General features: G+C 71.6%; 30 protein-coding genes. 11 read left to right on the top strand and 19 right to left on the bottom strand.

Features of this window, described 5'->3' with window-relative positions; genetic code table 11:
* Positions 1 to 66: 66 nt before the first annotated feature.
* On the top strand, positions 67 to 1,749 hold the full coding sequence (locus BR70_RS21375) for a CBM35 domain-containing protein (RefSeq protein WP_081827423.1): 1,683 nt from the start codon (positions 67 to 69) through the stop codon (positions 1,747 to 1,749).
* A gap of 93 nt (positions 1,750 to 1,842) precedes the next feature.
* Here BR70_RS21375 and BR70_RS0115985 read toward each other — a convergent pair whose 3' ends face one another.
* Positions 1,843 to 2,238, bottom strand: a complete 396-nt coding sequence (locus BR70_RS0115985) for a MerR family transcriptional regulator (RefSeq protein ID WP_027466874.1) — start codon at positions 2,236 to 2,238, stop codon at positions 1,843 to 1,845.
* A 95-nt stretch (positions 2,239 to 2,333) separates the two neighbouring features.
* On the opposite strand from BR70_RS0115985, the gene BR70_RS0115980 reads away from it, so the two are divergent.
* Positions 2,334 to 3,035, top strand: a complete 702-nt coding sequence (locus BR70_RS0115980; protein ID WP_027466873.1) for an SDR family oxidoreductase — start codon at positions 2,334 to 2,336, stop codon at positions 3,033 to 3,035.
* Positions 3,036 to 3,119: 84 nt separating this feature from the next.
* Here the strand turns inward: BR70_RS0115980 and BR70_RS0115975 are convergent, their stop codons facing one another.
* Entirely contained in the window at positions 3,120 to 3,770 is a 651-nt protein-coding gene (locus tag BR70_RS0115975) for an NAD(P)H-binding protein (protein ID WP_027466872.1), read from the bottom strand.
* Between the two features lie 129 nt (positions 3,771 to 3,899).
* Between BR70_RS0115975 and BR70_RS0115970 the strand changes: the two genes are divergently transcribed.
* The 4 genes from BR70_RS0115970 to BR70_RS0115955 all read left to right on the top strand — a co-directional run bounded on the left by BR70_RS0115970 (position 3,900) and on the right by BR70_RS0115955 (position 6,311).
* On the top strand, positions 3,900 to 4,385 hold the full coding sequence (locus BR70_RS0115970; RefSeq protein WP_051597019.1) for a DUF4126 family protein: 486 nt from the start codon (positions 3,900 to 3,902) through the stop codon (positions 4,383 to 4,385).
* Positions 4,386 to 4,544: 159 nt separating this feature from the next.
* Positions 4,545 to 5,516 (top strand): NAD-dependent epimerase/dehydratase family protein, encoded by a 972-nt coding sequence (locus tag BR70_RS0115965; RefSeq protein ID WP_027466870.1) that lies wholly within the window; start codon positions 4,545 to 4,547, stop codon positions 5,514 to 5,516.
* A gap of 178 nt (positions 5,517 to 5,694) precedes the next feature.
* Entirely contained in the window at positions 5,695 to 5,979 is a 285-nt protein-coding gene (locus tag BR70_RS0115960) for a hypothetical protein (protein WP_231495716.1), read from the top strand.
* Positions 5,979 to 6,311: a helix-turn-helix domain-containing protein gene (locus BR70_RS0115955; RefSeq protein WP_197019658.1), complete on the top strand. Its 333-nt coding sequence runs from the start codon at positions 5,979 to 5,981 to the stop codon at positions 6,309 to 6,311. Before BR70_RS0115960 ends, BR70_RS0115955 begins: the two co-directional genes overlap by 1 nt.
* Before the next feature lies 1 nt (position 6,312).
* On the opposite strand, the gene BR70_RS21370 is transcribed toward BR70_RS0115955, so the two are convergent.
* Genes BR70_RS21370 through BR70_RS21365 form a run of 4 tightly spaced genes read right to left on the bottom strand, consistent with a single transcriptional unit; the run spans position 6,313 to position 9,385 of the window.
* A complete protein-coding gene (locus tag BR70_RS21370) occupies positions 6,313 to 7,506 on the bottom strand; it encodes an MFS transporter (RefSeq protein WP_035809295.1) in 1,194 nt (397 codons plus the stop codon).
* A complete protein-coding gene (locus tag BR70_RS0115945; protein ID WP_035809292.1) occupies positions 7,503 to 8,201 on the bottom strand; it encodes a carboxymuconolactone decarboxylase family protein in 699 nt (232 codons plus the stop codon). The genes BR70_RS21370 and BR70_RS0115945 overlap by 4 nt, the downstream gene beginning before the upstream one ends.
* Before the next feature lie 60 nt (positions 8,202 to 8,261).
* Positions 8,262 to 8,465 carry a hypothetical protein gene (locus BR70_RS0115940; protein WP_027466866.1) on the bottom strand — a complete coding sequence of 68 codons (204 nt, stop codon included), beginning with the start codon at positions 8,463 to 8,465 and terminating at the stop codon, positions 8,262 to 8,264.
* A complete protein-coding gene (locus BR70_RS21365) occupies positions 8,462 to 9,385 on the bottom strand; it encodes an MmyB family transcriptional regulator (protein WP_035809291.1) in 924 nt (307 codons plus the stop codon). Before BR70_RS21365 ends, BR70_RS0115940 begins: the two co-directional genes overlap by 4 nt.
* An 86-nt stretch (positions 9,386 to 9,471) precedes the next feature.
* Here BR70_RS21365 and BR70_RS0115930 point away from each other — a divergent pair, with 86 nt between their 5' ends.
* Positions 9,472 to 10,356 (top strand): aldo/keto reductase, encoded by an 885-nt coding sequence (locus BR70_RS0115930; protein WP_027466865.1) that lies wholly within the window; start codon positions 9,472 to 9,474, stop codon positions 10,354 to 10,356.
* A 140-nt stretch (positions 10,357 to 10,496) separates the two neighbouring features.
* Here the strand turns inward: BR70_RS0115930 and BR70_RS0115925 are convergent, their stop codons facing one another.
* Both BR70_RS0115925 and BR70_RS0115920 read right to left on the bottom strand, forming a co-directional pair.
* Positions 10,497 to 11,375 (bottom strand): helix-turn-helix transcriptional regulator, encoded by an 879-nt coding sequence (locus BR70_RS0115925; protein ID WP_027466864.1) that lies wholly within the window; start codon positions 11,373 to 11,375, stop codon positions 10,497 to 10,499.
* Positions 11,376 to 11,430: 55 nt separating this feature from the next.
* Positions 11,431 to 12,588, bottom strand: coding sequence for a PQQ-dependent sugar dehydrogenase (locus BR70_RS0115920; RefSeq protein ID WP_027466863.1), 1,158 nt, complete (start codon positions 12,586 to 12,588; stop codon positions 11,431 to 11,433).
* A gap of 110 nt (positions 12,589 to 12,698) precedes the next feature.
* Here BR70_RS0115920 and BR70_RS0115915 point away from each other — a divergent pair, with 110 nt between their 5' ends.
* Entirely contained in the window at positions 12,699 to 13,097 is a 399-nt protein-coding gene (locus BR70_RS0115915) for a (R)-mandelonitrile lyase (protein WP_027466862.1), read from the top strand.
* A complete protein-coding gene (locus BR70_RS0115910; RefSeq protein ID WP_027466861.1) occupies positions 13,094 to 13,765 on the top strand; it encodes an SDR family NAD(P)-dependent oxidoreductase in 672 nt (223 codons plus the stop codon). The genes BR70_RS0115915 and BR70_RS0115910 overlap by 4 nt, the downstream gene beginning before the upstream one ends.
* Positions 13,766 to 13,887: 122 nt before the next feature.
* On the opposite strand, the gene BR70_RS0115905 is transcribed toward BR70_RS0115910, so the two are convergent.
* The 8 genes from BR70_RS0115905 to BR70_RS0115870 all read right to left on the bottom strand — a co-directional run bounded on the left by BR70_RS0115905 (position 13,888) and on the right by BR70_RS0115870 (position 22,381).
* Positions 13,888 to 16,710, bottom strand: a complete 2,823-nt coding sequence (locus BR70_RS0115905) for an ABC transporter permease (protein ID WP_027466860.1) — start codon at positions 16,708 to 16,710, stop codon at positions 13,888 to 13,890.
* On the bottom strand, positions 16,707 to 17,435 hold the full coding sequence (locus tag BR70_RS0115900) for an ABC transporter ATP-binding protein (protein WP_027466859.1): 729 nt from the start codon (positions 17,433 to 17,435) through the stop codon (positions 16,707 to 16,709). Before BR70_RS0115900 ends, BR70_RS0115905 begins: the two co-directional genes overlap by 4 nt.
* The gene (locus BR70_RS21360) at positions 17,432 to 18,031 is read right to left on the bottom strand and encodes a PadR family transcriptional regulator (RefSeq protein ID WP_051597018.1); all 600 of its coding nucleotides are present in this window, start codon (positions 18,029 to 18,031) and stop codon (positions 17,432 to 17,434) included. Before BR70_RS21360 ends, BR70_RS0115900 begins: the two co-directional genes overlap by 4 nt.
* 178 nt (positions 18,032 to 18,209) lie before the next feature.
* On the bottom strand, positions 18,210 to 19,091 hold the full coding sequence (locus BR70_RS0115890) for an aldo/keto reductase (RefSeq protein WP_027466858.1): 882 nt from the start codon (positions 19,089 to 19,091) through the stop codon (positions 18,210 to 18,212).
* A gap of 74 nt (positions 19,092 to 19,165) precedes the next feature.
* Positions 19,166 to 19,753, bottom strand: coding sequence for a YdeI/OmpD-associated family protein (locus BR70_RS0115885; protein WP_027466857.1), 588 nt, complete (start codon positions 19,751 to 19,753; stop codon positions 19,166 to 19,168).
* Between the two features lie 137 nt (positions 19,754 to 19,890).
* Complete coding sequence (locus tag BR70_RS0115880; protein ID WP_051597017.1) at positions 19,891 to 21,462, bottom strand: FAD-binding oxidoreductase; 1,572 nt, start codon at positions 21,460 to 21,462, stop codon at positions 19,891 to 19,893.
* Positions 21,463 to 21,471: 9 nt separating this feature from the next.
* Positions 21,472 to 22,017 carry an acyl-CoA thioesterase gene (locus BR70_RS0115875; RefSeq protein ID WP_027466855.1) on the bottom strand — a complete coding sequence of 182 codons (546 nt, stop codon included), beginning with the start codon at positions 22,015 to 22,017 and terminating at the stop codon, positions 21,472 to 21,474.
* A gap of 127 nt (positions 22,018 to 22,144) precedes the next feature.
* The gene (locus BR70_RS0115870; RefSeq protein ID WP_027466854.1) at positions 22,145 to 22,381 is read right to left on the bottom strand and encodes a hypothetical protein; all 237 of its coding nucleotides are present in this window, start codon (positions 22,379 to 22,381) and stop codon (positions 22,145 to 22,147) included.
* A 111-nt stretch (positions 22,382 to 22,492) separates the two neighbouring features.
* On the opposite strand from BR70_RS0115870, the gene BR70_RS0115865 reads away from it, so the two are divergent.
* Complete coding sequence (locus BR70_RS0115865) at positions 22,493 to 23,479, top strand: aldo/keto reductase (protein WP_027466853.1); 987 nt, start codon at positions 22,493 to 22,495, stop codon at positions 23,477 to 23,479.
* Between the two features lie 164 nt (positions 23,480 to 23,643).
* Here BR70_RS0115865 and BR70_RS0115860 read toward each other — a convergent pair whose 3' ends face one another.
* The gene (locus BR70_RS0115860; protein ID WP_027466852.1) at positions 23,644 to 24,126 is read right to left on the bottom strand and encodes an FBP domain-containing protein; all 483 of its coding nucleotides are present in this window, start codon (positions 24,124 to 24,126) and stop codon (positions 23,644 to 23,646) included.
* A 168-nt stretch (positions 24,127 to 24,294) separates the two neighbouring features.
* Complete coding sequence (locus BR70_RS0115855) at positions 24,295 to 25,041, bottom strand: class I SAM-dependent methyltransferase (protein WP_027466851.1); 747 nt, start codon at positions 25,039 to 25,041, stop codon at positions 24,295 to 24,297.
* Between the two features lie 38 nt (positions 25,042 to 25,079).
* Here BR70_RS0115855 and BR70_RS0115850 point away from each other — a divergent pair, with 38 nt between their 5' ends.
* Positions 25,080 to 25,283 (top strand): hypothetical protein, encoded by a 204-nt coding sequence (locus BR70_RS0115850; protein ID WP_017887883.1) that lies wholly within the window; start codon positions 25,080 to 25,082, stop codon positions 25,281 to 25,283.
* Positions 25,284 to 25,337: 54 nt separating this feature from the next.
* Here BR70_RS0115850 and BR70_RS0115845 read toward each other — a convergent pair whose 3' ends face one another.
* Positions 25,338 to 26,249 (bottom strand): helix-turn-helix transcriptional regulator, encoded by a 912-nt coding sequence (locus tag BR70_RS0115845; protein WP_027466850.1) that lies wholly within the window; start codon positions 26,247 to 26,249, stop codon positions 25,338 to 25,340.
* Positions 26,250 to 26,407 lie beyond the last annotated feature (158 nt).

The raw sequence follows: 26,407 nt of genomic DNA, 5'->3' as shown, positions 1-26,407 counted from the left end.
GGTCGGTCCCGCGCCTCCAGTCCGCCTCCGCGCACCACCACTGCACCACCAACCGAACGGAGCACCATGTCCCTCCGCCTCGGCGCCGCTCCGGCGCCTCGTCGACGCCGAACGCTCGCGCTCGTCGTCACCGCTGCCGCCGCCGCGGCAGCCCTCGTCGCCGGCTTCGCCGGCCCCCTCCCCGCCCAGGCGGTCACGACCGGCAACGGAGCCCTCGTGTACTCGCCGGCAGCGGGTTCCTCGTTCAACCCCGAGGGCGGCCGCGCTGCCGGTACCACCTACGCGAAGAACATCGTCCTGAAGAACAGCGGATCGGCCAACGGCCAGCAGTTCGTCACCTTCGACCAGCTCGTGCTCGAGAACGGCGTGCAGGTCTACCCGATCTACCGGAGCACGGACAACGGCACCTCGTGGAGCCGCGTCGCCACGGTCAAGCCGAGCACGCAGTTCCCGACGCTCACCCGCACCGCGCAGCCCTCGCTGTACGAGACGCCGATCCAGCTCGGCACGATGCCGGCCGGCACGCTGCTGCTGAGCGGCATGATCATGCCCACCGACCGTTCGAGCAGCCGACTGGTCATGTACAAGAGCCTCGACCACGGGCTGACCTGGTCCTTCGTGAGCACCGTCGACACCGGCGGTCCGGCCACCTACGACCCGAGTCCGACCTCGACGACCTCGACGGTGTGGGAGCCGTCCGTCGCCGTCGATGCGAACGGCGGGCTGGTCACCTACTTCTCGGACGAGCGGCAGAAGGCGAACAACGTCCTGCAGGCCGTCAGCTACCGGCGCTCGACGGACGGCGGCCTGACCTGGGGCGGCCTGGTCAACGTGTCCGCACCGACCAACAAGAGCGACCGTCCGGGCATGATCACGGTGACGCGGATCCCGAACGGCAACTACGTGGCGACCTTCGAGGTCGTCAACCGGCCGAGCCAGACGAACAACACGGCACCGGTGTACTTCAAGACCTCACCGGACGGCCTGAACTGGAGCCCCGAGACGAGCATCGGCACCAAGATCGCGCTGCCGGACGGCCGTGGCGTCGGGTCGTCGCCCGAGGTGCGCTGGGTGCCGACCGCGGGCAACGCCAACGGCATGATCGTCGTCTCGTCCAAGTGGTCCCTCGACAGCGCGGGCAACATCGACGGTGGCCAGAACTTCGTCGTGAACCGCAACCAGGGCACGGGTTCGTGGGAGCAGCTCCCGTACGCGGTGACGTACGACGCGCGGGACGCCGAGGGCGGGACGTTCAGCGGCTTCGCCCAGGGCTTCGACTCGAGCGCCGACGGCAAGACGCTGTACCAGGCGACGAACGTCGAGAACCTCACCACCACGTACAACGACGTGCGGGTCGGGTCGATCCCGATCAACGCGCAGCGGTACGAGGCCGAGTCCGCGGTCCGGAACGACACGAGCACCGTCACCCAGGCCGACGCCGTCGGTGGCGCGAAGGTCGGGAACATCAACAACGCGACGAGTTCCGTGCAGTTCACGGTGCAGGCCGCGACCGCGGGGACGTACACGGTGAACGTCCGGTACGACAACGGCACGGGTGCGACGAGCACGCACGCACTCGCGGTCAACGGGACCTCGGCCGGTTCGGTCAGCTACGCGCCGACCGTCAACTGGGGCCGGTTCGGATGGGCGCAGAAGACGGTCACCCTGAAGGCCGGCGCGAACACGCTCACCTTCACCAAGGGGACCGGGTTCGCGGAGCTGGACCAGATCCAGGTGTTCCAACCCTGACGCCGCACCTGCGGCCCTGGTCGGGACCGGGAGGCGGACTGGAGGCCCGTGGCGGACCCGCCACGGGCCTCCCGTCCGTCCCGGTGTCGCGTCTCAGGCCGCGACCGGCTCCGCAGGCCGGTCACGCAGCGCCGGGCAGTGCTCGGCGGTGGGGTGCTCGGTGATCGCGATGACCTGGTCGAGCCGCCCCCGGACCGCCTCGAGCTCGGCCAGCTGCGCGGTGATCCGGTCCCGCTCCGCGATGAGCAGCGCGAACGACTCCGGCGTCGACTCCCCACGGTCGACGCAGGGCAGCAGCTGCACGATCGTGCGGCTCGCGAGCCCGGCGGCGAACAGCTGCTGCACGAGCTGGACCCGCTCGACGGCTGCGTCCGTGTAGATCCGCTGCCCGCTCGCGGTGCGCGACGCGGTGAGCAGTCCCTGCTCCTCGTAGTACCGCAGCGAGCGGACGCTGACGCCGGTCTCGGCCGCGAGGTCGCCGATGCGCATGTGTGCTCCGATCCGGGCTTGCCCCTGACATGGATGTGAGGTCTTAGCGTAGCCGAGCCGCCGCGGGAGACACCCGCGCGGCAGGAGGAGACACCATGGACATCGCTGGATCGGTCGCACTCGTCACCGGCTCGAACCGCGGCATCGGACGCCGCTTCGCCCTGGAGCTGCTGGAGCGCGGGGCGTCGAAGGTCTACGCGACCGCACGCCGCCCCGAACTCGTCGACGTCGAGGGCGTCGTCGCGCTGCCCCTCGACATCACCGACCAGGCCTCGGTCGACGCGGTGGTCGCAGCCGCGGGCGACGTGACGCTGCTCGTGAACAACGCCGGCATCTCGACGCAGGGCTCCCTGGTGACCGACGACCTGACCATCGTCCGGAAGGCCATGGACACGCACTTCTGGGGCAGCCTGTCGATGATCCGTGCCTTCGCGCCGGTGATCGAGCGGAACGGCGGCGGCGCGATCGTCAACGTGCTGTCGGCACTGTCCTGGTTCGCGGCGCCCGGCGCCGGTGGCTACGCCGCGGCGAAGGCGGCCGAGTGGAACATGACGAACGCCGTCCGCCTGGAGCTCGCCGACCGGGACATCAGCGTGCAGGGACTCCACCTCGGTGCGGCCGACACCGACATGATGGGCGACTACGACGGCCCGAAGACGGACCCGACGGACGTGGCCCGTGCGGCACTCGACGGTGTGGAGCGCGGCGCGGCCGAGGTGCTGGTCGACGACTGGAGCCGGATGGTGAAGGCGTCGCTCGCCGATGCACCGGAGCGCTTCTACGCGCAGATGGCCTGAGCGCCGCGGCGACGCGACGGACAGCTCGGGGTCGCGGCGGGAGGACCGTCGCGACCCCGTCCGTCAGTGGTCTGCCGGTCCTGGTCAGACCGCGTCGGCGCGCAGGAACTCCGCCACCGGGGTCGACCCCGTGTTGAACCGGAAGGTGTTGCCGGCCGTGCCGGGGTTCTCGACCACGTCGGCGACCACGTGCGCCACGTCACCGCGCGGCACCTGGGTGGACGAGCCGTCCCAGTCGACGGAGCCGGTCGGCTCGTCGTCGGTCAGGGTGCTCGGGGCGACGATCGTCCACTGCAGCCCCGAGTCGCGGAGCACCGCGTCGGCGATCATCTTCGACTGCGCGTACGCGAAGAAGTCCTGGTCCTGCGGGATCCCGTGGTCGAGCTGCGAGCCGGACCACGACACCATCACGTAGCGGTCGACGCCGGCCTGCTTCGCCCCCTGGATCGACAGCACCGCAGCGTCGCGGTCGATGGCCCAGGTCCGGTCGACGGAACCGCCACCGGCACCGGCCGACCACACCACGGCGTCGTGCCCGCGGACCAGTTCGGCGAAGTCGTTCAGGGACTGCTGCTGGATGTCCGCGACGTGCGGTTCGCCGCCGTGCGCCCGGATCTCGTCGGACTGGTCGGCGTTCCGGATGACGGAGGTGACCGTGTGTCCGCGCTCGGACAGGATGCGGGTGGCGAGGAGGGCGACCTTGCCGTGGCCGCCGAGGACGATGACGTTGCTCATGCGCCGGACGCTACTCGGGGAGGCTCCGTACCCGGGGAACGCCGGACGTCCGCCCGGCGATCGCCCGCGATGCTCGGAACACCCGAGGTCACCGTGCGTACCGTCGGGGGCAACACGACAGGAGTCACGATGAGCAAGCAGCACGAGCAGCACACCCTGGTCCGCACCCTGGTCCTCGGCATCATGAGCGGCGGCCGGAGCGCCACCCCGCTCGCCGTCCTCGCACTGAACCACGACCGGTCCTCGCTGAAGGGTTCGTGGCAGCAGTGGAAGGTCTTCAGCACCCCGGTCGGCCGTGGGCTGCTCGTCGCCTCCGCCGTCGGTGAGCTCATCGGCGACAAGCTGCCGAAGACCCCGAACCGCATCGCCCCCTCGGCGCTGCTCGGACGTGTCGCGTCCGGTGCCCTCGCCGGCGCCGCACTCGGCACCACGGGCAAGCGTGACCTGCGGATCGAGGGCGCGATCCTCGGTGGCGTCGGTGCCCTCGTCGGCAGCTTCGTCGGCTGGGGTGTGCGCAAGGCCCTCGGGGGCGCCGGCCTGCCCGACCCCGTCGTCGCGCTCGCCGAGGACGCCGCCACCATCGCCGGCTCCGTGAAGGTCATCACCGCCGACTGAGCGCCGGGGGCGCGCTTCGCTTGCTCGCCGCGGGCGCGCAGCGGGCGCGCTTCGCTTGCTCGCCGCGGGCGCGCTTCGTGAGCAGGAACGGTCGGGTCGCACCGCCGCACCCGACCGTTCCTGCTCACGATCCGCACGCCTCGGCCTACGGTGGCCCTCATGCACATCGTCGTCATCGGAGCCACCGGCCACATCGGCTCGTTCCTCGTCCCCCGTCTCGTCCGCTCGGGGCACCGCGTCGTCGCCGTCACGCGCGGCACGAGCACCCCGTACGCCGACGCCCCGGAGTGGCAGCAGGTCGAGCGGATCACCGCCGACCGCGAGCAGGAGGACCGTGACGGCACCTTCGGCAGCCGCATCGCCGCGCTCGGTGCCGACGCCGTCGTCGACCTCGTCTGCTTCACCGAGTCCTCGGCCGCAGCGCTGGTCGACGCGCTCCGCGGCACCGGCACGCACCTGGTGCACTGCGGTTCGATCTGGCGCGCCGGTGTCTCGCACGTGCTGCCGATCACCGAGCAGGACGCCACCCCGCCGTTCGGCGACTACGGCGTCCAGAAGGACGCCATCGCCCGGATGCTCAAGGAAGAAACCGCATCAGGCGGTTTGGTCACGACGTCGCTGCACCCCGGTCACATCAGCGGTCCGGGCTGGACGCCGATCGGTCCGCTCGGCAACCTCGACACCTCGGTGCTGACGAAGCTGTCCGCCGGCGAACCGCTCGAGGTCCCCGGTCTCGGCGCCGAGACGATGGCCCACGTGCACGCCGACGATGTCGCGCAGGCGTTCCAGCTCGCGGTCGAGCACCGCGATGCGGCGGCGGGCGAGGACTTCTTCGTCACGGCTCCGACGGCGCTCACCGTGCGCGGGTACGCCCACCTGGCAGCGTCGTGGTTCGGCCAGGAGGCCCGGCTCGACTCCGTCACCTGGGACCGGTTCCGCGAGACCACGGCTCCGGAACACGCTGACGCCAGCTGGGAGCACCTGTCCCGCAGCCAGGTCTTCAGCACCGAGAAGGTGAGTCGTCTGCTCGGCTACGCTCCGGCGTTCACCGCCGAGGAGACCGTGCTGGACGCCGTGCGCTGGCTCGTCGACCACGGCGAGCTCGAGGTCACGAACCCCCTGGTCCGCTGAGCCCCGGGGTCCGGGCCCTGCGGAACCCCTGCGGATGTTATTAGTTGCAGCTATTATGAGTTGTGGGTAATGTCAGCGCCTGGAGATCGACTGGCCGCGCGAGTTCAACGTCCAGCTCGATCGTCTCGAGGCCGACACGAGCCCGCGTGGACGGAAGCGCCTGCAGCTCCTGACGTTCATGCTGAAGCGACTCCGAGATCTCGAGGAGGCACCGGTCCAGGACACGGCGATGATCAAGCGGGTCCGCCAGTCACGGAAGCACCTCGTGTGGCGTGTCTCGCATCCCTACGTTCCCGGTGTCGCCCTGCGCGTCATCTGCTGGTTCCCGCCCACTCAGGACCGGGTCGTGGTGGCGCTGTTCTCGGGCGACAAGGCATCGATGGGCGACGTCTTCTACGACACTGTGGGTACCCGAGCCGACCGACTGATCGACCGCTGGCTCGACGAAACGAAGGAACGATGATGGGCAAGAAGGATTTCGTCCGCGGGAACGACCGCGTCGAGCGTCTCCTGAGGCAGCCGGACATCGCGGACGCTGTTGCCGCGCTCGAGACCGAGGCCGACGACCTGGACCGAGTCCACGCGATGAGCCTGGCGATGGTGCGTGAAGCGGGGAAGCGCACGCAAGCCGAGATCGCACACGAGCTCGGTATCAGTCAGGGGGCGGTGTCGCAGATGGAACGGCGCGAGGACATGTTGCTCTCCACTCTCCGGAACTACATCACCGCGACCGGTGCCGAGAACCCACGCATCATCGTCACGGTCAACGGCCGTGACGTCGAGTTGACGATCTGACTCAGGCCCGCTCCGGCTCGACCACGAGCCCGCGGTTCCGGTGCACGACCCAGACCGTCGCGGCGAACCCCGCCAGCACCGCGGCGCCGATCGTGACCGCCGTCCAGCCCCCGGCGTTCCACAGCACCGACGCCAGGGCCGAACCGATCGCGCCGCCGATGAAGTTCGAGGTGACGAACGCCGTGTTGAGCCGGCTCCGCGCGGCCGGGTCGACGGAGAAGAGCCGAGTCTGGTTGAGCACGTTCGCGGCCTGCACGGCGACGTCGAGCAGCAGCACGGCGAGCAGCACCACGACGATCGAGTGCGCACCGATCCCGGCGACGACCAGGGAGACGAGCAGGAGCACGATCGCTCCGCCGGTGACGGGTACCGACAACCCCCGGTCGTGCAGTCGCCCGACCCGCTGCGCCGCCACGGCACCCGCGAGCCCCACCAAGCCGACCAACCCGATGCTGCTGGTGGAGAAGTCGTAGGGGTCGCTGCTCAGCAGGAACGTCAGGGCGGTCCAGAACATCGTGAACACGGCGAACACCGACGAGCTGATCACCAGCGTGACCTGGACGGTCCGGTGGGTCCGGACGGCACGGAACACCGACAGGATGAGCTGCGGGTACGCCACCTTGCCGCGGGCGTCGAGCTCCGGGATGGCCCGCCGCAGCAACACGGCGAGGACGACCGCGACGACGGCGGCGAGGACGTAGATCGCGCGCCACCCGAACGCGTCCGCGACCAGGCCGCTGATCGTCCGCGACACGAGGATGCCGGTGAGCACCCCGGACGCGATCGTGCCGACGACGCGTCCGCGCTGCGCGGGGTCGGCGAGGTCCCCGGCCAGCGGGATGAGGAGCTGCCCCGCGACCGTCGTCAGCCCGACCAGCGCCAGGGCGACCAGGAGCGTCGCGAAGGTCGGTGCGATCGCGGCGAGCAGCAGCGCGACGGCGGAGGCGACGAGCACCCAGGGGATGAGGCGTCGGCGGTCGAGGACGTCCCCGAGCGGCACCACGAGCAGGATGCCGAGGGCGTAGCCGACCTGGGTCAGCGTGACGAGCAGCCCGGCGAGCGACGCCGAGGTGCCGAGCGACGATGCGATGTCGTCGAGCAGCGGCTGCGACCAGTACAGGTTGCCGACCGCTGCTCCCCCGGCGACGGCGAAGAGCAGGGTCCGGCCCCTCGACATCGAGTGGTCCGTGCTCATGCTGCGGGTGCTCCCTCGTTCACGGCGGCCAGGGCGTTCAACGTGCGCGGGTAGCCGATGAGCGGGACGAGCACGGTCAGGACGTCCAGCATCTGCTGGCGGGTGTTCCCGACGTTCAGGTTGCCGGCCACGTGCCCCTGCACCTGCGCGTCGGCCCCGCCGAGCGCCGCGAGCAGCGCGAAGGTCAGGAGTTCACGGGTGGGCAGCGACAGACCGTCCCGGCCGACGGTGTCCCCGAAGCAGTTGCCGGACAGGAACCGCTGGAAGTGCACGGCGTCCGCGGGGGCGTTCTCGTACATGGCGTCGACGCGGGCCGCACCGACGACGGAACCCTGCACCGCTCGGCCGCGCTCGAGCCGGTCCGCCGGGGTCGTCGTCGACTGCCCGGGCAACGGCAGAGCGACCCCGCGGGCGTCGAGCACGGCGTTGGTGATCGACAGGAAGTCACCGACGCGTGCGGAGCCGACGTATGCCACCGCCTGGTAGACGATCTCCTTCGCTTCGGTGGGCGAGAGCGGGCCGTCGAGCGCCGCCTCCAGCAGGTCGCGGAACGCCGTCGGTGCCCCGGCCGTGATCGTCGCACCGAGCTGGACGACCACACGGTCGTGCTCGCTGAGTGAGGCGTTCCGCAGGGTCTCGTCCACGAAGTCGGCGTGGTACCGGGCGAACTCGGGGTCGGTGTCGGCGAAGATCATGTCCTCGACGCTAGGGCCGACCGCGGGGCCGTGACAGGTGCTGTCCTCCCCCCTCAGCCGTCACCGCCGACGGAACAGCTCCCCCAGGTGCCACGGCCCGGGCGCGAGCCGCACGGCTGCCTCGGCTCGAACCCGTTCCTCGAGCTCGCGGTCACGGGTGAGCTCGTGGATCTCCTGCTCGGCGCGCAGCCGGAACCGCAGTCGGCTGACGAACCCGGTCGACGGAGCCGTGATGACGGTCTCGACGGACTCGGTCTCGTTCACGCGTCCTCCGCCGCCGCAGTGGAAGTGGAAGTGGCAGCCGACGCAGCCGCCGCACCGGTCGCACCGGTCGCACCGGTCGCGCTCGTCGCCGCGAGGTTCGCCAGCAGCTGCAGCCGTTCCTCGGACGCCGACCCGGGTTCCGTGCCGTACACGACCATGGTCAGCCCCGAGTCCGTGACGAGCTCCATCGTCTCGTAGCTCATGTCGAGATCGCCCACGTCCGGGTGGTGCACGCGCTTCACACCGCTGCGGTGCCGCATCACGTCGTGTGCGGCCCAGCGCCGCCGGAACTCGTCACTGCGGGTGGAGAGTTCCCCGATCAGGTCGGTCAGTCCCTTGTCGTACGGCGAGCGGGCCGCCTCGGCGCGCAGGGCGGCGACCACGTCGCCGGCGACCGCGTCCCAGTCACGCCAGAACTGCTGGCCGCGCGGGTCGAGGAACGCGAAGCGCGCGGTGTTCGGGGTGCCGGAGGGCGAGAGGAACAGCGGCGAGTACACCGCGCGGGCGAGTGCGTTGCCGGCGAGGAAGTCGAACCGGCCGTTGCGGACCCAGGCGGGGGCGCTGATCGAGTCGAGCACCCGCTGCACGTTCGGCCGGACCTTCGACGTCGGGATCGTCCGGCGTGAGGCACCCGAAGCGTTCTGCAGACGGGCCAGGTCGAACAGGTGCGCGTGCTCGGCATCGTCGAGACGCAGCGCACTGGACAGCGACTCGAGGACGCTCTCGGAGACCCCGGTCAGGTTCCCGCGCTCGAGGCGGACGTAGTAGTCGACGCTCATCCCCGCGACCAGTGCGAGCTCTTCGCGCCGCAGTCCCTTGACGCGGCGGACCCCACCGAAGTCGGGCAGACCGACCTGCTGCGGCGTGACCCGCTCGCGGCGTGTGCGGAGGAAGTCACGCACTTCGCTTCTGGTGTCCATGCGTCCACGGTACGGCCGGCCGGGTGCCGCAAGCAGGGGTTGCTGGTACCCGTCAGCAGGGGGTCGGCGGTCATAGCGTCGTCGGTATGGAGACAGTCACCCTGAACAACGGACTCGAGATCCCCGCCATCGGTTTCGGCGTGTTCCAGAGCGCCCCGGAGGAGACCGTGGACGCTGTCCGCACGGCCCTGGAGACCGGGTACCGCCACATCGACACCGCCGCCGCGTACGGCAACGAGCGCGAGGTCGGCGAGGGCATCCGCGCCTCGGGCGTCGACCGCGACGACATCGTGGTCGAGACCAAGATCTGGGTCTCGGACTACGGCTTCGACGAGACCCTGCACGCCTTCGACAAGGCGACCGGCAAGCTCGGCTTCGACACGATCGACGTGCTGATCCTGCACCAGCCCGCGCCGGACCGCTTCGAGCAGACCGTGCAGGCGTACCGGGCTCTCGAGCGCCTGTACGCCGACGGCCGGGTCCGCGCGATCGGTGTGAGCAACTTCATGCCGCACCACCTGCGCTCCCTGCTCGACCAGTCCGACGTCATCCCGGCGCTCAACCAGGTCGAGCTGCACCCGTACTTCACCCAGCCGGACGTCCAGCGGGCCGACGCCGAGCACGGCATCCTCGACCAGGCGTGGTCCCCCATCGGCGGCATCACGTTCTACCCGGGCTGGGGCGACGAGCGGGTCAGCGTGATGGACGACCCGACGATCGGGTCGATCGCCGAGGCGCACGGCAGGACGCCGGCGCAGGTGATGCTCCGCTGGCACGTGCAGCAGGGGCGGAACGCGATCCCGAAGTCGACGAACCCCGGTCGCATCGCCGAGAACTTCGACGTCTTCGACTTCGCGCTGACGGACAACGAGCTCGCGCGGCTCGACGCCCTGGACACCGGCCGTCGCAACGGCCCGGACCCGGACGGGACGGACACGAGCCGGTTCGACCGGGTGATCCCGGAGATCTGACGCGACCACGAGCGGACGGGAGGCGCGGTGCCCGCCCGCGCCGTCCTCCCTCGCAGGCTCGGTCGGCGCGGCCCGCATGACGCTGGCGCGTCACCGCTGAGCGGGCCGCGCCCGTCAGTGGGGTGGTCGCCACCACCGCCTCAGGCGAGCTGGCGCGCCCGTTCCGCGATGCCCTCGGTCGCCGCCCACGAGGCCAGCACCCGCAGGGCGTCGGCCGTGGGGCTGCCCGGGGTCGCCGGGTAGATGGTGAGCGCGAGCCCCGGGTCCTCGGCGAGTTCGAGCGTCTGGAAGTGGAGTTCGAGCGGCCCCACGACGCTGTGCCGGAACGACTTCACGCCGGCGTAGTGGCGTCGGACGTCGTGCGCTGCCCAGAGGCCGCGGAAGTCGTCGCTCCGCATCGACAGCTCGCCGATCAGCGCGGCGAGGTCCTTGTCGTTCGGGGTCCGGCCCGCTTCGCGGCGCAGGATCGCGACGTTCGTGTGCGCGGCCCGCTGCCAGTCCTGGTAGAAGTTCCGCGCCTGCGGGTCGAGGAAGATGAAGCGCGAGAAGTTCATCGGCCGCGCCGGTGCCGCGACCAGGTCCGAGTGCATCGCGAAGCCGAGCGCGTTCGCGGCGACGATGTCCTGCCGGTTGTTGATGATCATCGCCGGGGCGTCCGTGACCACGTCGAGCAGGTACTGCAACTCGGGTCGGACGGCAGCGACGGGCACGACACGACCGGCGCGACGCGGGGTCTCGTTCTGGTGCTGCGACAGGTCGCGCAGGTGCTCCTGCTCGGCGGGGTCGAGCTGCAGGGCCCGGCCGATGGCGTCGAGCACGCTGTCCGAGACCCCCTGCAGGTTGCCGCGCTCGAGCCGTGTGTAGTAATCGATGCTGACGCCGGCCAGGCGTGCGACCTCTTCGCGACGCAGCCCGGTGACGCGACGCCGCGTGCCGAAGGTCTCGACGCCGGCCTGCTCGGGGGTGATGCGGGCGCGACGGCTGGAGAGGAAGTCGCGCGCTTCGTCGCGGTGGTTCATGCCGTCACGGTACTTCGCCCCGTCCGGTGCGAGCGAGGGGCTGCGGGAACCCCTTTCACGTGCGCGTGAACGGGACGGAGACGATCCGGTCGTCCCCGCTCGACGGCGTCCCGCGGCCGTCGGTGTTGTTCGTGACGAACCAGAGGGTGTCCGACGGGCCCTCGAGCACCGTGCGGATGCGCCCGAAGTCACCCGCGAAGTACTCGGTCGCGGTGCCGGGGTCGTCGGCCGGGACCGACCGGAGCACCTCGCCCCGCAGGTTCGCGATGAACACCGTGTCATCGATGACGGCGACGCCGCTGGGGGACGCCTCGTCGGTGGACCACTGCTGCACGGGGTCGACGAAGCCCTGGTCCTCGCCACCGGTGCCCTCGACCTCGGGCCAGCCGTAGTTCGACCCGGGCTCGATCACGTTGAGCTCGTCGTGGGTGTTCTCACCGAACTCCGACGCGAACATCGTGCCGTCCGACGACCACCCCATGCCCTGCACGTTGCGGTGCCCGACGCTCCACACCGGCGACCCGTCGATCGGGTTGTCGGCGGGGACGTCGCCGTCCGGGGTGAGCCGCAGGATCTTGCCCGCGAGCGAGTCCTCGTCCTGCGCGTCCGTGCTCGCACCGGCGTCCCCGACGCTGGCGTAGAGCATGTCGTCGGGCCCGAACGCGATCCGGCCGCCGTCGTGGAACGTGTTCTTCGGCAGGCCGTCGATGATCGTCGTCGCGCCCCCGAGCCCCCACGATCCGGTGCCACCGGTCAGCTCGTACCGCTGGATCCGGTTGCCGTCGTCAGCCGTGGAGTACACGAACAGGTCGTCGTCGTGCAGCGCGAGCCCGAGCAGTCCGCCCTCGCCGCCGTGGCGAACACCGTCGACGGTGCCGACCTGGCGGGTGGTGCCGTCGGACCGCAGCTCGAGCACCCGGGCCGAGTCGCGCTCGCTGACCAGCGCGTCGCCGTCGTCACCCGTCAGGACCACCGACCAGGGAGCCTCCAGGCCGGTGACCACGTCGGTGGTGTCACCGTCGAGCGCCACCTGACCGGCCGACAGGTCGGCGGGCGCGGTCGCGCGCGCCGACGGCGAACCGCCCCGGTCGGATCCGTCCCGCTCTGCTCCGTCACCGCTCGTGCAGGCGGTGAGGGCCAGTGCGGCGACGGCGGCGAGGCCGGCCACCGACCAGAGGCGGCGGCTGCGGGGCGTTCCGGCGGGTGTGTCCACGATGATCCTCCCGGGGTCGTGGGTCGATCACACACGCTGCGTTCGGGAAACCGCTGAGGGGGTCTGTCGGCACCTCCCGACCGTGCGCACGGCGGCCTACCGTCGTCGGCATGCAGATCGAACCGAAGCAGCCGACCGTCAAGAACCCGCCCGAGCAGTTCACCGGCGACGTGTACCTCGACGCCATCGCCTCGCCGAAGGAGCCCGGTCAGACGATGACCGTCGCCAAGGTCCGGTTCCTGCCCGGCGCCCGCACCGCGTGGCACTCGCACGCGAAGGGCCAGACCCTGCACGTCACCGAGGGCGTCGCGCGGATGGGCACCCGGGACGGCCACGTCATCGAGGTGCAGGCTGGACAGACCGTCTACACGCCCGCCGGCGAGGAGCACTGGCACGGCGCGACCCCCACCGACTCCATGGAACACCTCGCGATGCTCGAGGCCGCCGACGATCCGGCGACGACCACCACCTGGCTCGAGCACGTGAGCGACGAGGAGTACACCGCATGACCACCATCGCCATCGTCGGGGCCGGCAAGGGCCTCGGCCTCGCCGTCGCCGAGCGCTTCGCCCGTGAGGGCTTCGCCGTCGCCCTGATCTCCCGCAACCAGGACCGGCTGGACGGCCTCGCCGCCGAACTGCGCGAGCGCGGCCACACCGCAGCCGGGTTCGCCGCGAACGTCCGTGACGGGGACTCCCTGCGCACCGCACTCGAGCGCGCCACCGAGCAGCTCGGCCCCATCGAGGTGCTGCAGTACAGCCCGCTCCCCGCCAAGGAGTACATGCGCCCGGTGCTCGAGACCACGGCGGACGACCTGGTCGGCCCGATCGAGTTCTCGGTCTACGGCTCGGTCAACGCCGTCCGCCAGGTGCTGCCCGGCATGCGCGCGATCGGCCACGGCACGATCCTGTTCGTCAACGGCGGCAGTGCGGTCCGACCAGGCGCCCGCGTCACCGGGACGTCTGTCGCCTTCGCGGCCGAGAGCGCCTACGCGCAGCTCCTGCACGACGCCGTCCGCGACGAGGACGTCCACGTCGGCCAGCTCATCATCCCGTTCGGCATCGACGACGGGCAGCCCGAGCACTCCGGGGAGTCCATCGCCGACCGCCTGTGGGCGATCCACACGGAGCGCGGCGACTTCCGCACCTACGCGGAGGCGCTGCCCGAGCTCGCGTGAGCGCGGCGCTCGCCGCTTCGTGAGCAGGAATGGTCGGGTCCGGCACAGCGACCCGACCATTCCTGCTCACCATGTGACGGACTGGAGGCCCGTGGCGACGCCGTCACGGGCCTCCCGTTGCGTCAGTGCGCCCGTCGCACCGCCACCCGCCGCCGACCCCGCGAGGTCAGCCAGGCCCCGGCCGTCACCACGAGGGGCAGACCGATCGCGAGCAGGGCCAGCACCGGCCAGTCCGGCACGAACGGCATGTGGTTCACCCCGACCGGACTCTCGGTGAACCGCAGGGTCAGGGCGCGGATCGGCAGGAGCCCGAGGAGCGTCCCGATCACCGAGCCGACCGTGGCCAGGATCGCCGCCTGCCAGGTCGACACCCCTCGGCGCAGGCGTGGTGCCGCACCGATGGCGTCGAGCACCTCGTCGTCCCGCCGGCCGTCGGACCGTGCGAGTCCGATCGCGACCGCCGTCGCACCGATGGTGACGGCCGCCGCCAGTGCGAGCACGATCGCCCGGATGATCGCCTCGTTGTCGACCGGACCGGCTTCGTAGGTGAACGACGGGCCGCTCCACCGTGCACGGTCGTCGCCGCCGAAGCTCTGCCACGCCGAGCTCAGCTCGTCCCACTGGGCCGGCTGGATGTCGTGGGGCAGCGTCGTGACGAGCATGCCGTCGACCACCGGGACGCCGTACCGTTCGGCGGTCGCCTCCGTCATGAAGACGCCGACCTGGATCCGCGGGGTCTGCACGTCGAGCACGGCGGGGATCGAGACGCTGGCCGCCGGTCGGCTCCGCTCGGTGATGGGCTCGCTCTCCCACGTCCGGTCGTGGAAGGTGTCGACGCGGACCGCGCCGTCGTGGGCGTACTCGGGCCAGAGCGACACCGCGCGACCGCCCTCGAGCGCGCTCCGGACGGCGGCGGACGGCCGGTGCCCGGTGAGCACGGCGTAGTCGTCGACGGTCCCGGTCCAGATGTGCGGACTCGACGCGCTCGCCGTGTCCAGGTAGTACGAGCAGCTCGTCGTGTCGTTCGCGGGGCAGTCGTACGCGCTCCAGCGGTGCGGGATCGTGACGGTCGAGGGGGTGTCGCCCGGCTGCCCCTGGGCGACACCGAGCACCCGGATGCGGTCCTGGTCGAAGACCCCGGACACCACCTTCGCGGCGTGCGCCGTCAGCTCCGCGTCGTGGCGACCGGTACTGCCGCCGTCCTTCGTCTCGGTCTGCACCTCGGCCGTCGCGACCCCGACCGCCGTGGAGTACTCGTAGCCACGGACGTACTGGGCCTGACTCGACGCACTCCACGTGATGACGACCGACGCCACGAACACGACGCTCATCACGCTCGCCAGCACCGGCACCGTGCGGACCGGGTTGCGGCGGGCGTCGCGGGCGGCGAGCCGTGCGGACAGCCCCGCGCGGGAAGTGAGCCGGGTGACCAGGGCGAGCAGCCACGGCGAGCAGATGGCGATCCCGAGCTGCATCAGGCACGGCCCGATCGCGACGCCGGCACCGACGACGTAGGCCCACCGGTCGTGCTGCACCGGGCGGTCGTTGAGCATGAGCACCCCGACACCGCACGCCAGCGTCATCACGGCGCCGAGGACCACGAGCAGCGGTCCCCAGATGCGCCGACGACGGCGGGCCGGACGGCTGACGGGCACCGGACGGAGCGAGCCCCGCAGCGCCGCGAGCACGTTGATCCGGGTGGCGGACCGTGCGGCGACGAGCGCGGAGACGAGTCCGGCGAGCACCCCGGCGGCGGCGATCGACAGCAGCAGGAGCGGCGGCACGTGCAACCCGGGGAACGACACCACGTTGCCGTTGTCGACCAGCCGGAACGCGAGCACGCCGATCCCGGTGCCGGCGGCGACCCCGAGGACCGCGCCGACGAGCCCCAGCACCAGGCCCGACCCGGCGACGATCGTGCGGACGAACCGCTTGTCACCGCCGACGCTCGTGACGATGGCGTACGAGCGGGTGTCCGCCCGGGTGCCGACCAGGAAAGCTGCCCCGGCGAGCAGGGCGACCTCGAACATCGCGAAGACGCCGAGCAACCCCATCGCCCCGAGGTACCAGCCGACTGTCGAGTTCAGCTGCCCACCGGAGAGCCGGGCGTCGGGCGGGTCGAGCACGACCGGACGCGACTGCACGATGATGCCGTGCGCGTTGAGCTGCCGGATCTCCGACCACGTCGGGGCGTCCGACGGCAGGTACACGGTGACGTCGTCGAGCCCGACGTCGTCGGTGGTGTCGGTCGTCGAGAGCGTCGTGCCCCAGGGCAGGAACACCCCCTGCGTCCCCGGGTCCGTCCCCAGGTCGGTCATGGTCCCGGTGATCGTGAAGCGCTTGGTGACCGGGTCGGTCAGGTCCACCGTGTCACCGATCCGCGCCCCGAGGCGGTCGAGCGTCGCCGGCGTGACCATGAGCTCGCTGCGCGTGGTCGGCCTGGAGCCGTCGAGCACGTGCCAGTGGCCCTCGAGCGACGGGTCCCAGACGCTGCCCTCCACCGCGGTCAGTCCGACGGGGCCGTGCGCACCCTGCACCACGACGGGCGTGCCGCCGACCGGGATCGCCAGCGCGCCGTCGGGCACGTGCGCCAGGACGTTCGCGAACGGTGAGTCCTCGTCCGACTTGGTGACGGGGCTGTTCCGCTTCGAGTCGGTGAACTGCCACTGCACCGGGTCCTGCACCATGCCGGGCAGGTCCGGGCCGGACACCCGCATCTGCGCCGATGCCTGGCCGAGGTCGTGGTCGAGCTGCTCGGTCACCGTGGGCTGCGTCGACTGCACCACGACGGCGACGGCGGCGAACCCGGCGGTGGGGATCCCGATGAGCGCGATGATCAGTGCCGCACGGCCCGCTTTCGCGAACGCCAGCCGACGCCCCAGACGGAGCGCCGGTCGGAGGGCGAACGGCGCCCGGCCGGTCCCGGCACGCCGACCCCGGCTCACGAGGCGGTCCGGTCCGTCAGCGCCGCCTCGACGCCCGAGTACACGGTCTCGTCGACCACCCGACCGTCGCGCAGGAACACGATCCGGTCCGCCCAGGCCGCGTGCCGGGCGTCGTGCGTCACCAGGAGGGCGCCCGCTCCGGCGTCGACGTGCCGACGGAGCATGCGGAGCACGACCTCGCCGGTCTGCGAGTCGAGGGCTCCGGTCGGCTCGTCGGCGAGCACGAGTCGACGCTCCCCGACCACGCCGCGGGCGATCGCGACGCGCTGCTGCTGGCCACCGGAGAGGTCGTCCGGGTAGGCGTCGGCGCGGTGCGACAGCTCGACGTTGTCCAGCGCGAGTTCCGCGGCGCGGCGGGCCTGCGAGGCCTTCCACCCGTCGAGCTCGAGCGGCAGTGCCACGTTCTCGACCGCGGTCAGCGAGGGGATCAGGTTGAAGTCCTGGAACACGAACCCGATGAGTCGGCGGCGCAGCGCTGCGAGCTCCTTGGCGGGACGGTCGGACACGAAGGCACCGTCGATCAGCACCTCACCGCTCGTCGGCGGCAGCAGGGTGCCGGCGCAGGCGAGCAGCGTCGACTTGCCCGACCCCGAGGTGCCCATCACGGCCACCATCTCGCCGCGCTCGACCCGCAGGTCGATGCCGGCCAGGGCCGTGACGGCCTTCGCGCCTGAGCCGTAGTGCACGCTCACGGCGTCGAGCTGCAGGAGCGGTGCGGCGGTCACCGTGCGCTCCGCGAAGCGGAAGCGGAAGCAGCACCGACAGCACCGGCAGCCCCGGGGACATCGGGCGTCGCGGGGTGCTCGTCCGGCCGGTACCGCGCCACGCTCGACTCCACGTGGTCGAGCCAGCGCACCTCGGCCTCGGCCTGGAACACCATCGACTCGAGCACGAGCGACCACGCCAGGTCGGTCGACGGGTCGGTCGTCCGCTTCAGCCGCGTCAGGTCCTGCAGGTTCCGGATCGCGGCACCGCGCTGCACCTGCACCAGCCGGGCGACGTCGACCCCGGGGACGGTCACGGCGAGGGCGAACTTGATCGCCAGCTCGTCGCGGCCACGCTTGGCCGGCACGGGCTCGCTGAACCAGCGCGCCACCTCGGCGCGACCCGCGTCCGTCGCCGTGTAGACGACGTGTCCGTCGTCGTCGGCGTCACCGCGGGCCACGAGGCCGTCGCGTTCCAGGCGGTCCAGGGTCGTGTAGACCTGGCCGATGTTCAGCGGCCAGCTGCCGCCGGTGCGGTGCTCGAACTCCCCCCGGAGCTGGTATCCGTAGCCGGGTCCCCCCACCAGCAGCGCGAGTACGCCCATCCGAACGCTCATGACACTTCCCCTGTCCCGGGCCACCGTGGCCATACTGAGTATGCACATACCCGGTATGCCTGCGCAAGCACGGATCTGGACAGGGCGAGAAAACGGACGGGAGGCGCGGTGCCAGCTGGCACCGCGCCTCCCGTCCGACCGGTGGTCGCGTTCGCGACCCGCGGTCGCGTCCTCAGGGTCAGTGACCCAGCTTCGCGAGCTCCTCGAACTCGTCGTCGGTCAGCTCGACGGTGGCACCCGCGAGGTTGTCCTCCAGGTGCGCGACGCTCGACGTGCCGGGGATCGGCAGCATCACCGGGGAGCGCTTGAGCAGCCAGGCGAGCGCGAGCTGCGCCGGGGTGGCACCCTTGCGCTCGGCGATCTCGGTGAGCGGCGAGTCCTCGCCGGTCAGGCCACCCGTGGCCAGGGGGAACCACGGGATGAAGCCGATGCCCTGCTCCTCGGACCAGTCGAGCAGCTCCTCGGCGTCACGCTTCTGCAGGTTGTAGAGGTTCTGCACGGAGACGATCGTGGCGATCTCCTGCGCGGCCTTGACCTCGTCGACGGAGACCTCGGACAGGCCGATGTGGCGGATCTTGCCCTCGTCCTGCAGCTTCTTCAGCTCGCCGACCTGGTCCTCGAGCGGGACCTTCGGGTCGATGCGGTGCAGCTGGAACAGGTCGATGCGCTCCAGGCCCAGGCGGCGGAGGCTCATCTCCGCCTCTTGCCGGAGGTACTCAGGGCGGCCGACGGGCGGCCAGACGTTCGGGCCGGTGCGGGTGAGGCCGGCCTTCGTGGCGATGACGACGTCGTCGCCGTAGGGGTGCAGGGCCTCCTTGAGGAGCTCCTCGGCGACGTAGGGGCCGTACGAGTCGGCGGTGTCGAAGAAGTTCACGCCGAGCTCGACGGCGCGCTTGAGGACGCGGATCGCCTCGTCGTGGTCCTTCGGCGGTCCCCAGACGCCGGGGCCGGTGAGCTGCATGGTGCCGTAGCCGAGCCGGTTGACCTCGAGGTCGCCGCCGATGCGGAAGGTGCCGGAGGACGCGGCCGGACGGTTCGTGGTGTCAGTGCCTGTGGTCATGTCCCCGGTCTACGCCCGGTGCGTTGCCGGTCCCTGAGTCGGTGTCCCCCGACCGCTTTCCGGGTTCGCAGGGTCTACGGACGGGTCGGCCGCGGGTACGGGGTCTCGCCGCGTTCGAGTCCGCCGACGAGCTTCGTGAGCCGGTTCGTCCGCACCGTGGCGTTCGGGGCCGTCGTGATCCGGTGCAGGACGGCGTACCGGTTCGTGGCGTCGAGCTCGGCGAACAGTGCGGCGGCTGCGGGGGCGGCGTCGAGCGCGGCCTGCAGGTCCTCGGGCACCGTGGCCGTGGCGGAACCGGCGTAGGCGCGGTCCCACCGCCCGTCACCCTTCGCGCGCTCGATCTCGGCGTGCCCGCGCTCCCGCATCCGTCCCTCGGCGATGAGTGCGGCGACCAGGCCGAGGTTCCGCTGCGACCACAGCGAGGCCTTCCGGCGCGGGGTGAACCGCTGACGGTAGGTGGTGTCGTCGCGCCCGCGCCGCTGCCCGTCGATCCACCCGGAGCAGAGCGCCTCGTCGAGAGCGGTGTCGTAGGTCAGCGTCGTCGGTTCCGTCACGCCCTTCTTGGCGAGGACGAGCCACACCCCGTCGGGTTCGTGCTCGTGGTCGTCGAGCCAGGCGCGCCACGCCGCGACGTCCGGCAGCACCAGGTCGACGATGTCCATGCGGTCATCGTAGGACCGGCCGGCCGTGGGCCGTGGGCCGGTCGAGTTTCGCGCTGAGCGACAGTTCACGGGGTGCGGGACGCGTGAAGTGTCGCTGGGGCCGAAACCCGGACCGCGCGCACCGTCCCGGGCCGACGTCAGACCCAGTGCGGCTGCGCGAGCACGCCCGCGGGGTCGGCCTGCTCGGCGATGCGGTGCAGACGCGCGGTGTTGTCCCCGAAGTACGCGGACGGGTCGGTGATCGATGCATCGCAGTAGTTCGCGTACGCCGCGTCGCCCCACGCCGGTCGCATCGCCTTCCGGAACCCCCGCACGTACGCATCGAACGGCGCGGGATCCGCCCCGTCCGCGAACACCGCCGTGTACTGCACGGTCATCAGCGCCGACCGCCAGGGGAAGGCCGAGTCCCCTGCACCGACGTCCGCCACGGCGCCGCCGAGCGCATCGAGCGCCACCCCACCCTCGAGGTTGCCCGCCACGTCACCCGCCGCGGCCGCCTGCCGGACGAGCACGTCGATCTGGGCGTCGCTGAGCTTCGCCGAGCCGATCGACGACGTCGCCGCCTCGGACACCCGCTGTGGTCTGCCTGCCAGGGCCGACATCGCGGCGCCGTAGGTGAGCACCCGCCCGGTGTGGGCGAGCGGCTTCGCGCCGGTGGCGGCGATGAAACCATCGACGGAAGTGTCGGCCCCGGTCTTCGACCCCGTCCAGACACCGGTCACCGTGACGGTCGGCGCGGTGTGCCGACTGCCGTTCAGCAGCTTCAGGGACGACCACAGCTTCCGGTCGGCGGTCGGTGCCCAGTCCTGCCAGGCACGCACCACGGCAGCGGCGGCCGACCACGCGAACGTGATCGTGAAGAGCAGGACGGGAGGCGCGGCGTGCGTCCGGAACGTCAGTGCGGTCACGACGCCGACGGTTCCACCGCCCCCACCGCGGCAGGCCCAGAACAGGTCGGGTTCGCGGGACGTCGACACCCGGTGCACGACTCCGTCCGGCGTCACGAGGGTTGCCCCCGTGAGCTGGTCGCAGGTCAGCCCGAAGGACCGGACGAGGACGCCGACTCCACCACCCAGGGTCAGTCCGCCGATGCCGACCGTCGGGCACGAACCGGCGCCGATCGCCCGTCCGGCCTTCGCGAGCTCGGCGTACACGTCGCCGAGCCGGGCACCCGGGCCGATCGTGACGGTCCCGTCGTCGTGCAGGTCGATGCCGTCCAGGTCCTGCGTGCTGATGACCAGCGATCGCGGCACACCGGTGCCGGGCGCTCCGCCGGCCGACCACCCCGTGTAGGAGTGCCCGCCGGCCCGGAGCGCCACCGGCGTCGAGGTGGTCCGGGCGAAGGCGAGGCCGGCCTGCACGTCCGCTGTGTCCGCCGCCCGGAGGATCCCCCGCGGGTCGGCGTCGTCGAAGCGCGGGTTCTCGAGCACACGGGCGTCGTCCCACCCCGCCGCGCCGGACCGCAGCACGGTGCCGGACACCGCGGCGGCCAGCGCATCCCATGAATCCGGGCCGCGGTCCGGGGAGTCGCTCGGTGCAGGGTCCGGGGTCTGCGAGCGCGTCGGGGCGGCGCTCGGTGACCGGCTGGGCTCGGGCCCCGGCCTGCTGCAGGCGGCGAGGATGCCGGCGACACCGAGACCGACCCCGCCGGCGATGAGCGTACGGCGCGAGGTGGCGGTCGTCCGGTGGGAGCCTGCTGGTTCGGTCACCGGACCTGTCTACGCCGCGCTGCTGCTGATCCGGGTCGCACTCGCCCAGTCGTGCACCCAGTCGGGCACGGTCAGGTCGCGGTCCGCGCCACCCGCGGCCTCGAGCAGGTCCGCGGTCGGCACCGTCCCGCCGGAACGCCGCAGGAACCGGGCCTGCACCACGGCGCGGGCCATCACGGCACCCCCTCGCACGAACGTCTGCTCCAGGTACACGGCACGGTCGTCGACCCCGAGCACGTGGGTGCGGAGCTCGAACCGCTGCCCGAGCGTCAGCGACCGCTTGTACGTGATCGTCTGCGCCGAGACGACGGGGTACCAGCCGTGCTCGGACAGCGCGGCCCAGTACCCGGAGCGGAGCATCAGGTCGAGCCGACCGAGGTCGAGCATCGACAGGTACTTGCCGTTGTTGACGTGCCGCAGGGGGTCGAGGTCGGTCGGGACCACCCGGAACGGCGTCCGCACCTCGTCCCAGAGCGACGCCCGGCGGCGTCCACCGACCCGAGCGCGCAGACGGGTGCGCAGCTGCAGCAGGAGCAGTCGGAAGTACAGGTTCACGGGACGATCACACCAGTGCGCGGAGCAATCGTGCGAGCACCTTGGAGGAACCTCACGAAGCGCGCGGCCGTCCACCGACACACCACCAGCCGCTCCCGACAATCGGCGGGCGGTGGGGTCGGGCGGTTCAGCCGGGGAAGCCGCCGCCGGCGCCCGTGATGCCAGGGTGCGCGGACTTGGCGAGCCCCTCGGTCCTGGAGTGCGCAGCTTCGGCTTCGGCCGCGGCGCGTGCGCTGTCACGCGGATCCGACAGGTCTTCGATCGCTTCGAGCGCCTGCCGCCGACGGCGGTTCTGCACCTCGAGCACGACGAGCAGGGTGCCGAGCACGACGACCACGGCGATGACGATCCAGATGACGACCATGACACTCCCCCGAGCTCGGGGCGTCTGCCCCGTCCCTCGCAGCGTAGTGGTGCGGAGGCGGGTACAGCCAGTGCCTCCCGCCGTCAGGGGGACCGGGAGTAGACCTGCAGCATGCAGACACGCAAGCTCGCAGACCTCGAAGTCGGCCCGATCGGCCTCGGAACCATGGGCATGAGCGCCTTCTACACGGGCGCCGGCACCGACGACGACGAGTCGATCCGCACCATCCACCGCGCGATCGACCTCGGCGTCACCCTGTTCGACACCGCCGAGGCGTACGGCCCCTACACGAACGAGGAACTCCTGCGCCGTGCGCTCGAGGGCCGTCGCGACGACGTCGTCATCGCGACCAAGTTCGGCCTGTACCACCACGAGGCCGGTGAGGAGACGCCGACGCAGCAGCGCGGGATCTCCAGCAAGCCCGAGTCCGTGCGCGAGGCGCTCGAGGGTTCACTCCGTCGCCTGGGCACGGACCACATCGACCTCTACTACCAGCACCGCGTCGACCCGGCCGTCCCGATCGAGGACGTCATCGGGCAGCTCGCCGGCTTCGTGCAGGAGGGCAAGATCCGGCACATCGGACTGTCCGAGGCCGGTGCAGAGACCATCCGCAAGGCCCACGCCGTCCACCCGATCACCGCGCTGCAGAGCGAGTACTCGCTGTGGACGCGGGACCCCGAGGGCGACGTGCTCGACACCCTGCGCGAGCTCGGCATCGGCCTGGTGCCGTACTCGCCGCTCGGCCGCGGGTTCCTGACGGGTGCCATCACGAAGCCGTCCGACCTGGACTCCGACGACTTCCGCCTGGCGAACCCGCGCTTCCAGCAGGAGGCGTTCGAGCAGAACATGCGGATCGTCGACGCGGTCAAGGAGATCACCACCGAGGCCGGCGCCACCCCGGCGCAGGTGTCGCTCGCCTGGCTGCTGGCCCAGGGCGACGACATCGTCCCGATCCCCGGCACGAAGCGGGTCTCCCGCCTCGAGGAGAACGTCGGCGCAGCCGACCTGACCCTCACGGCGGACCAGCTGTCGCGCCTGTCGGCGCTGCCGGTCCCGACCGGTGACCGCTACCCCGACATGTCGACCATCGGTCGGTAGACGCGACCGGATGACGGACGGGAGGCCCGTGGCGGATCCGTCACGGGCCTCCAGTCCGTCGTCAGTCGCGTTTTCGGACGCGAGACGCCGGCGTCAGCGCGAGACGCCTCCGAATCCGGCGGCGTTTCGCTGACTCGGCGGCGTCTTCCGAGGACGCCGGCGTCTCAGACCTCGGCGGCGAAGGACGCGGCCCGGACCTGCAGGTCCTCGATGCGCCGGAGGCGCGCTGCCTCGACGTCGTAGCCCTCGTAGGCGGGCGGCGGCAGCTTCCGGACATTCCGCGAGCACTGGAAGTCCTGGCACACCAGGGTGCCGACGGTGTTGCCGTTCCGTCCGGCCGGCCCGGACCGTTTCGTGCTGTAGAACGCGACGTCGTTCGGCAGCTTGACGTCCTGGCACCACGAGCACTGGGCACGGGAGCGGGGCGAGGCCTCGGCCTGCCGGAACAGGATGCCGATCAGGTCGCCGTCCAGGGTCGGCACGACGGCGTACGCACGCCGCCCGATCTTCGGGTCGCGCCAGCCGAGGTAGTCGAGTGCGTCCCAGTCGAGCGTCTCGAAGTCGGCGGGCAGCGTGAGGTCGGACACCTCCTTGCGCGAGGCGTTGACGAAGGACGTGCGGAGGGTCTTCTCCACGATGGGGAGCATGGGTGATCGCTTTCGTGCGGGCCCGGGGCGTGCGGACGCACACCGCACCGGGCGGAGGAGGTCAGGGTTCGACGAGGTCGGCCGCACCCGAGGGCACGACCGAGGGCCTCACGCCCTGATGCCGGCGATACGGGCGCCGACCACCTCCTGGAAGCTCACCCGACCAGCCTACGACCGGGTGTCAAGCCCGGCCCGGTCAGTCCGCGGCCGGTTCGGCGTCGCCGTGACCAGGACGACCGAGCCCTCGTACGTCGGACGGATCCGCAACGACCCGTGCCGCCGGTCCCACTCCCCTGACTCCAGTGCGGTCCGGAGCGCTGCCACCGACCGCCGGACGGTGAACTCGTCGACCAGTCCCCACGCCGGGTCCGCCTGGCGCACCCCGGGGTCGAGCAGTCGCTCGGGGCGGGCGTAGTACGCCTCGGCGAACCCGTCGACGCACGTGAACGGGATCGGCAACTGGGTGCTCGTCACGGTGTCGTCGCCCAGCGCGTCGGCGATCCGCGGCAGTGCCGGATGGCGACGGGCGGCGGCCGACAGCACCTCGGGCGCGTACTCGGCGAGCCAGGAGCGCTCGATGCGGTCGGGGTCGAACGTCAGGACCACGACGGGGCCCCGGGTCACGCGACGCACCTCGGCGAGCACGCGTTCGAGGTGATGCAACTCGTGCAGCGAGAACGTCGTCATCGCGGCGTCGAAGGTGTCGTCGGCGAAGGGCAGGTCTCCGGCGGGCTCCACGGCGGTCACGTCGCGGTCGGTCGGCGCGTACGAACGGGCACCGGCACCGGCACCGATGTCGAGCACGGTCCGGGCGTCGCCGAGGGCCTTCGCAACCGCGCGGGCGAACGCGGGTTCGGGCCGGCGGTGCTGCCGGTGGTCCGCGTCCCCTGCTGAGCCGTCCGTGGTCCTCGTCACGTCCCCACCCTACGAACCCGCGCTGCTATGTTCGACGGATGCTCGCAGACAGTGGTCTCGGATTCGTCGTCGTCCTCTACGCCCTGTTCGTGCTGGCGCTCGCCGTGCTGGCCGTCGCCCTCATCGTGCTCGTGTTCGCCGCGATCCGTGTGCTGCGGTTGTCGGCGACGGAGCGGCAGCTGCGCATCGAGCGGATGCGCTCGCCGGAGCTGTTCGACGGCGACGTGCCGCCCCAGGCGTGACGGTCCGGCCTCGGGGCTGACGTTCCTGACGCTCCTGGCGGTCCGGGGTCGAGGTCAGTCGACCGACTCGGACTCGGACTCCGACTCGCGCAGGGCCGCGTACTGCTCGGCCCGCTCCGTCGCGGCCCAGCTGCCGAGCAGCGCGAGCGACCGCTCGGACTCGCTGCCCGGCTCGGCCGAGTACGAGAACAGCGTCAGGCCGGGGTCGGCGACCAGGTCGAGCGCCTCGTAGGACAGCCGCAGCTCCCCCACGATCGGGTGGTCGATGCGCTTCTTGCCGGTGCGCTGCATCCGGACGTCGTGGGCGGCCCACCAGCCGCGGAACTCCTCGCTCCGGGTGGAGAGCTCACCGACGAGCGTGATGAGCCCCGGCTCGCAGGGGTTCGACACCGCGGCGGTCCGGAGCACGGCCACGGCGTCCTTCGCGGTCTGTGCCCAGTCCGGGAAGAAGTCGCGGGCGGCCGGGTCGAGGAACGTGAAGCGTGCGGTGTTCACCGGGCGTCCGGGGCCGGCGAAGAGCGGTGCGTAGAGCGCACGGCCGAGTTCGTTCGTCGCGACGACGTCCCCGCGCTCGTTCCGCACCCAGGCCGGTGCGCCGGTGATGGAGTCGAGCAGCCGCTGCACGCCGGGGCGCACGCGGGTCGGCACGTTCCGGTGCATGACCTTCGCGCCGGAGTTCGCCAGGCGCGTGAGGTCCCACAGGTGCGCGCGCTCGTCCTCGTCGAGCTGCAGGGCGCTCGCCAGGCCCTCGAGCACGCTGTCCGAGACGCCCTTGAGAGAGCCGCGCTCGAGTCGTGTGTAGTAGTCGACGCTGACGCCGGCGAGCATGGCGACCTCGTGCCGCCGCAGCCCGGGCACGCGTCGGACCCCGCCGCCGAACGACGGCATGCCGACCTGCTCGGGGGTGAGCCGCGCCCGCCTGGAGGACAGGAAGTCGCGGATCTCGTTGCGCACGTCGATACCCATGCGACGAGCGTACGTGCCCGGGCCGTGTGTCCGGCAGGCACGGGCGGTACCCGTCAGCCGGTCAGGGCGCGGCGGGGCCGCCGGCCGTCGCTGACTGGTCGCGACACGTCGCGTGCTGCCCGCCGGGTGGTCGCAACCTGTCGGCTGGTGGCGCCGCA

The sequence above is a fragment of the Curtobacterium sp. UNCCL17 genome (genome assembly GCF_000686685.1).
GTDB lineage: Bacteria > Actinomycetota > Actinomycetes > Actinomycetales > Microbacteriaceae > Curtobacterium > Curtobacterium flaccumfaciens.
This window is presented reverse-complemented; position numbering and strand designations above follow the sequence as displayed.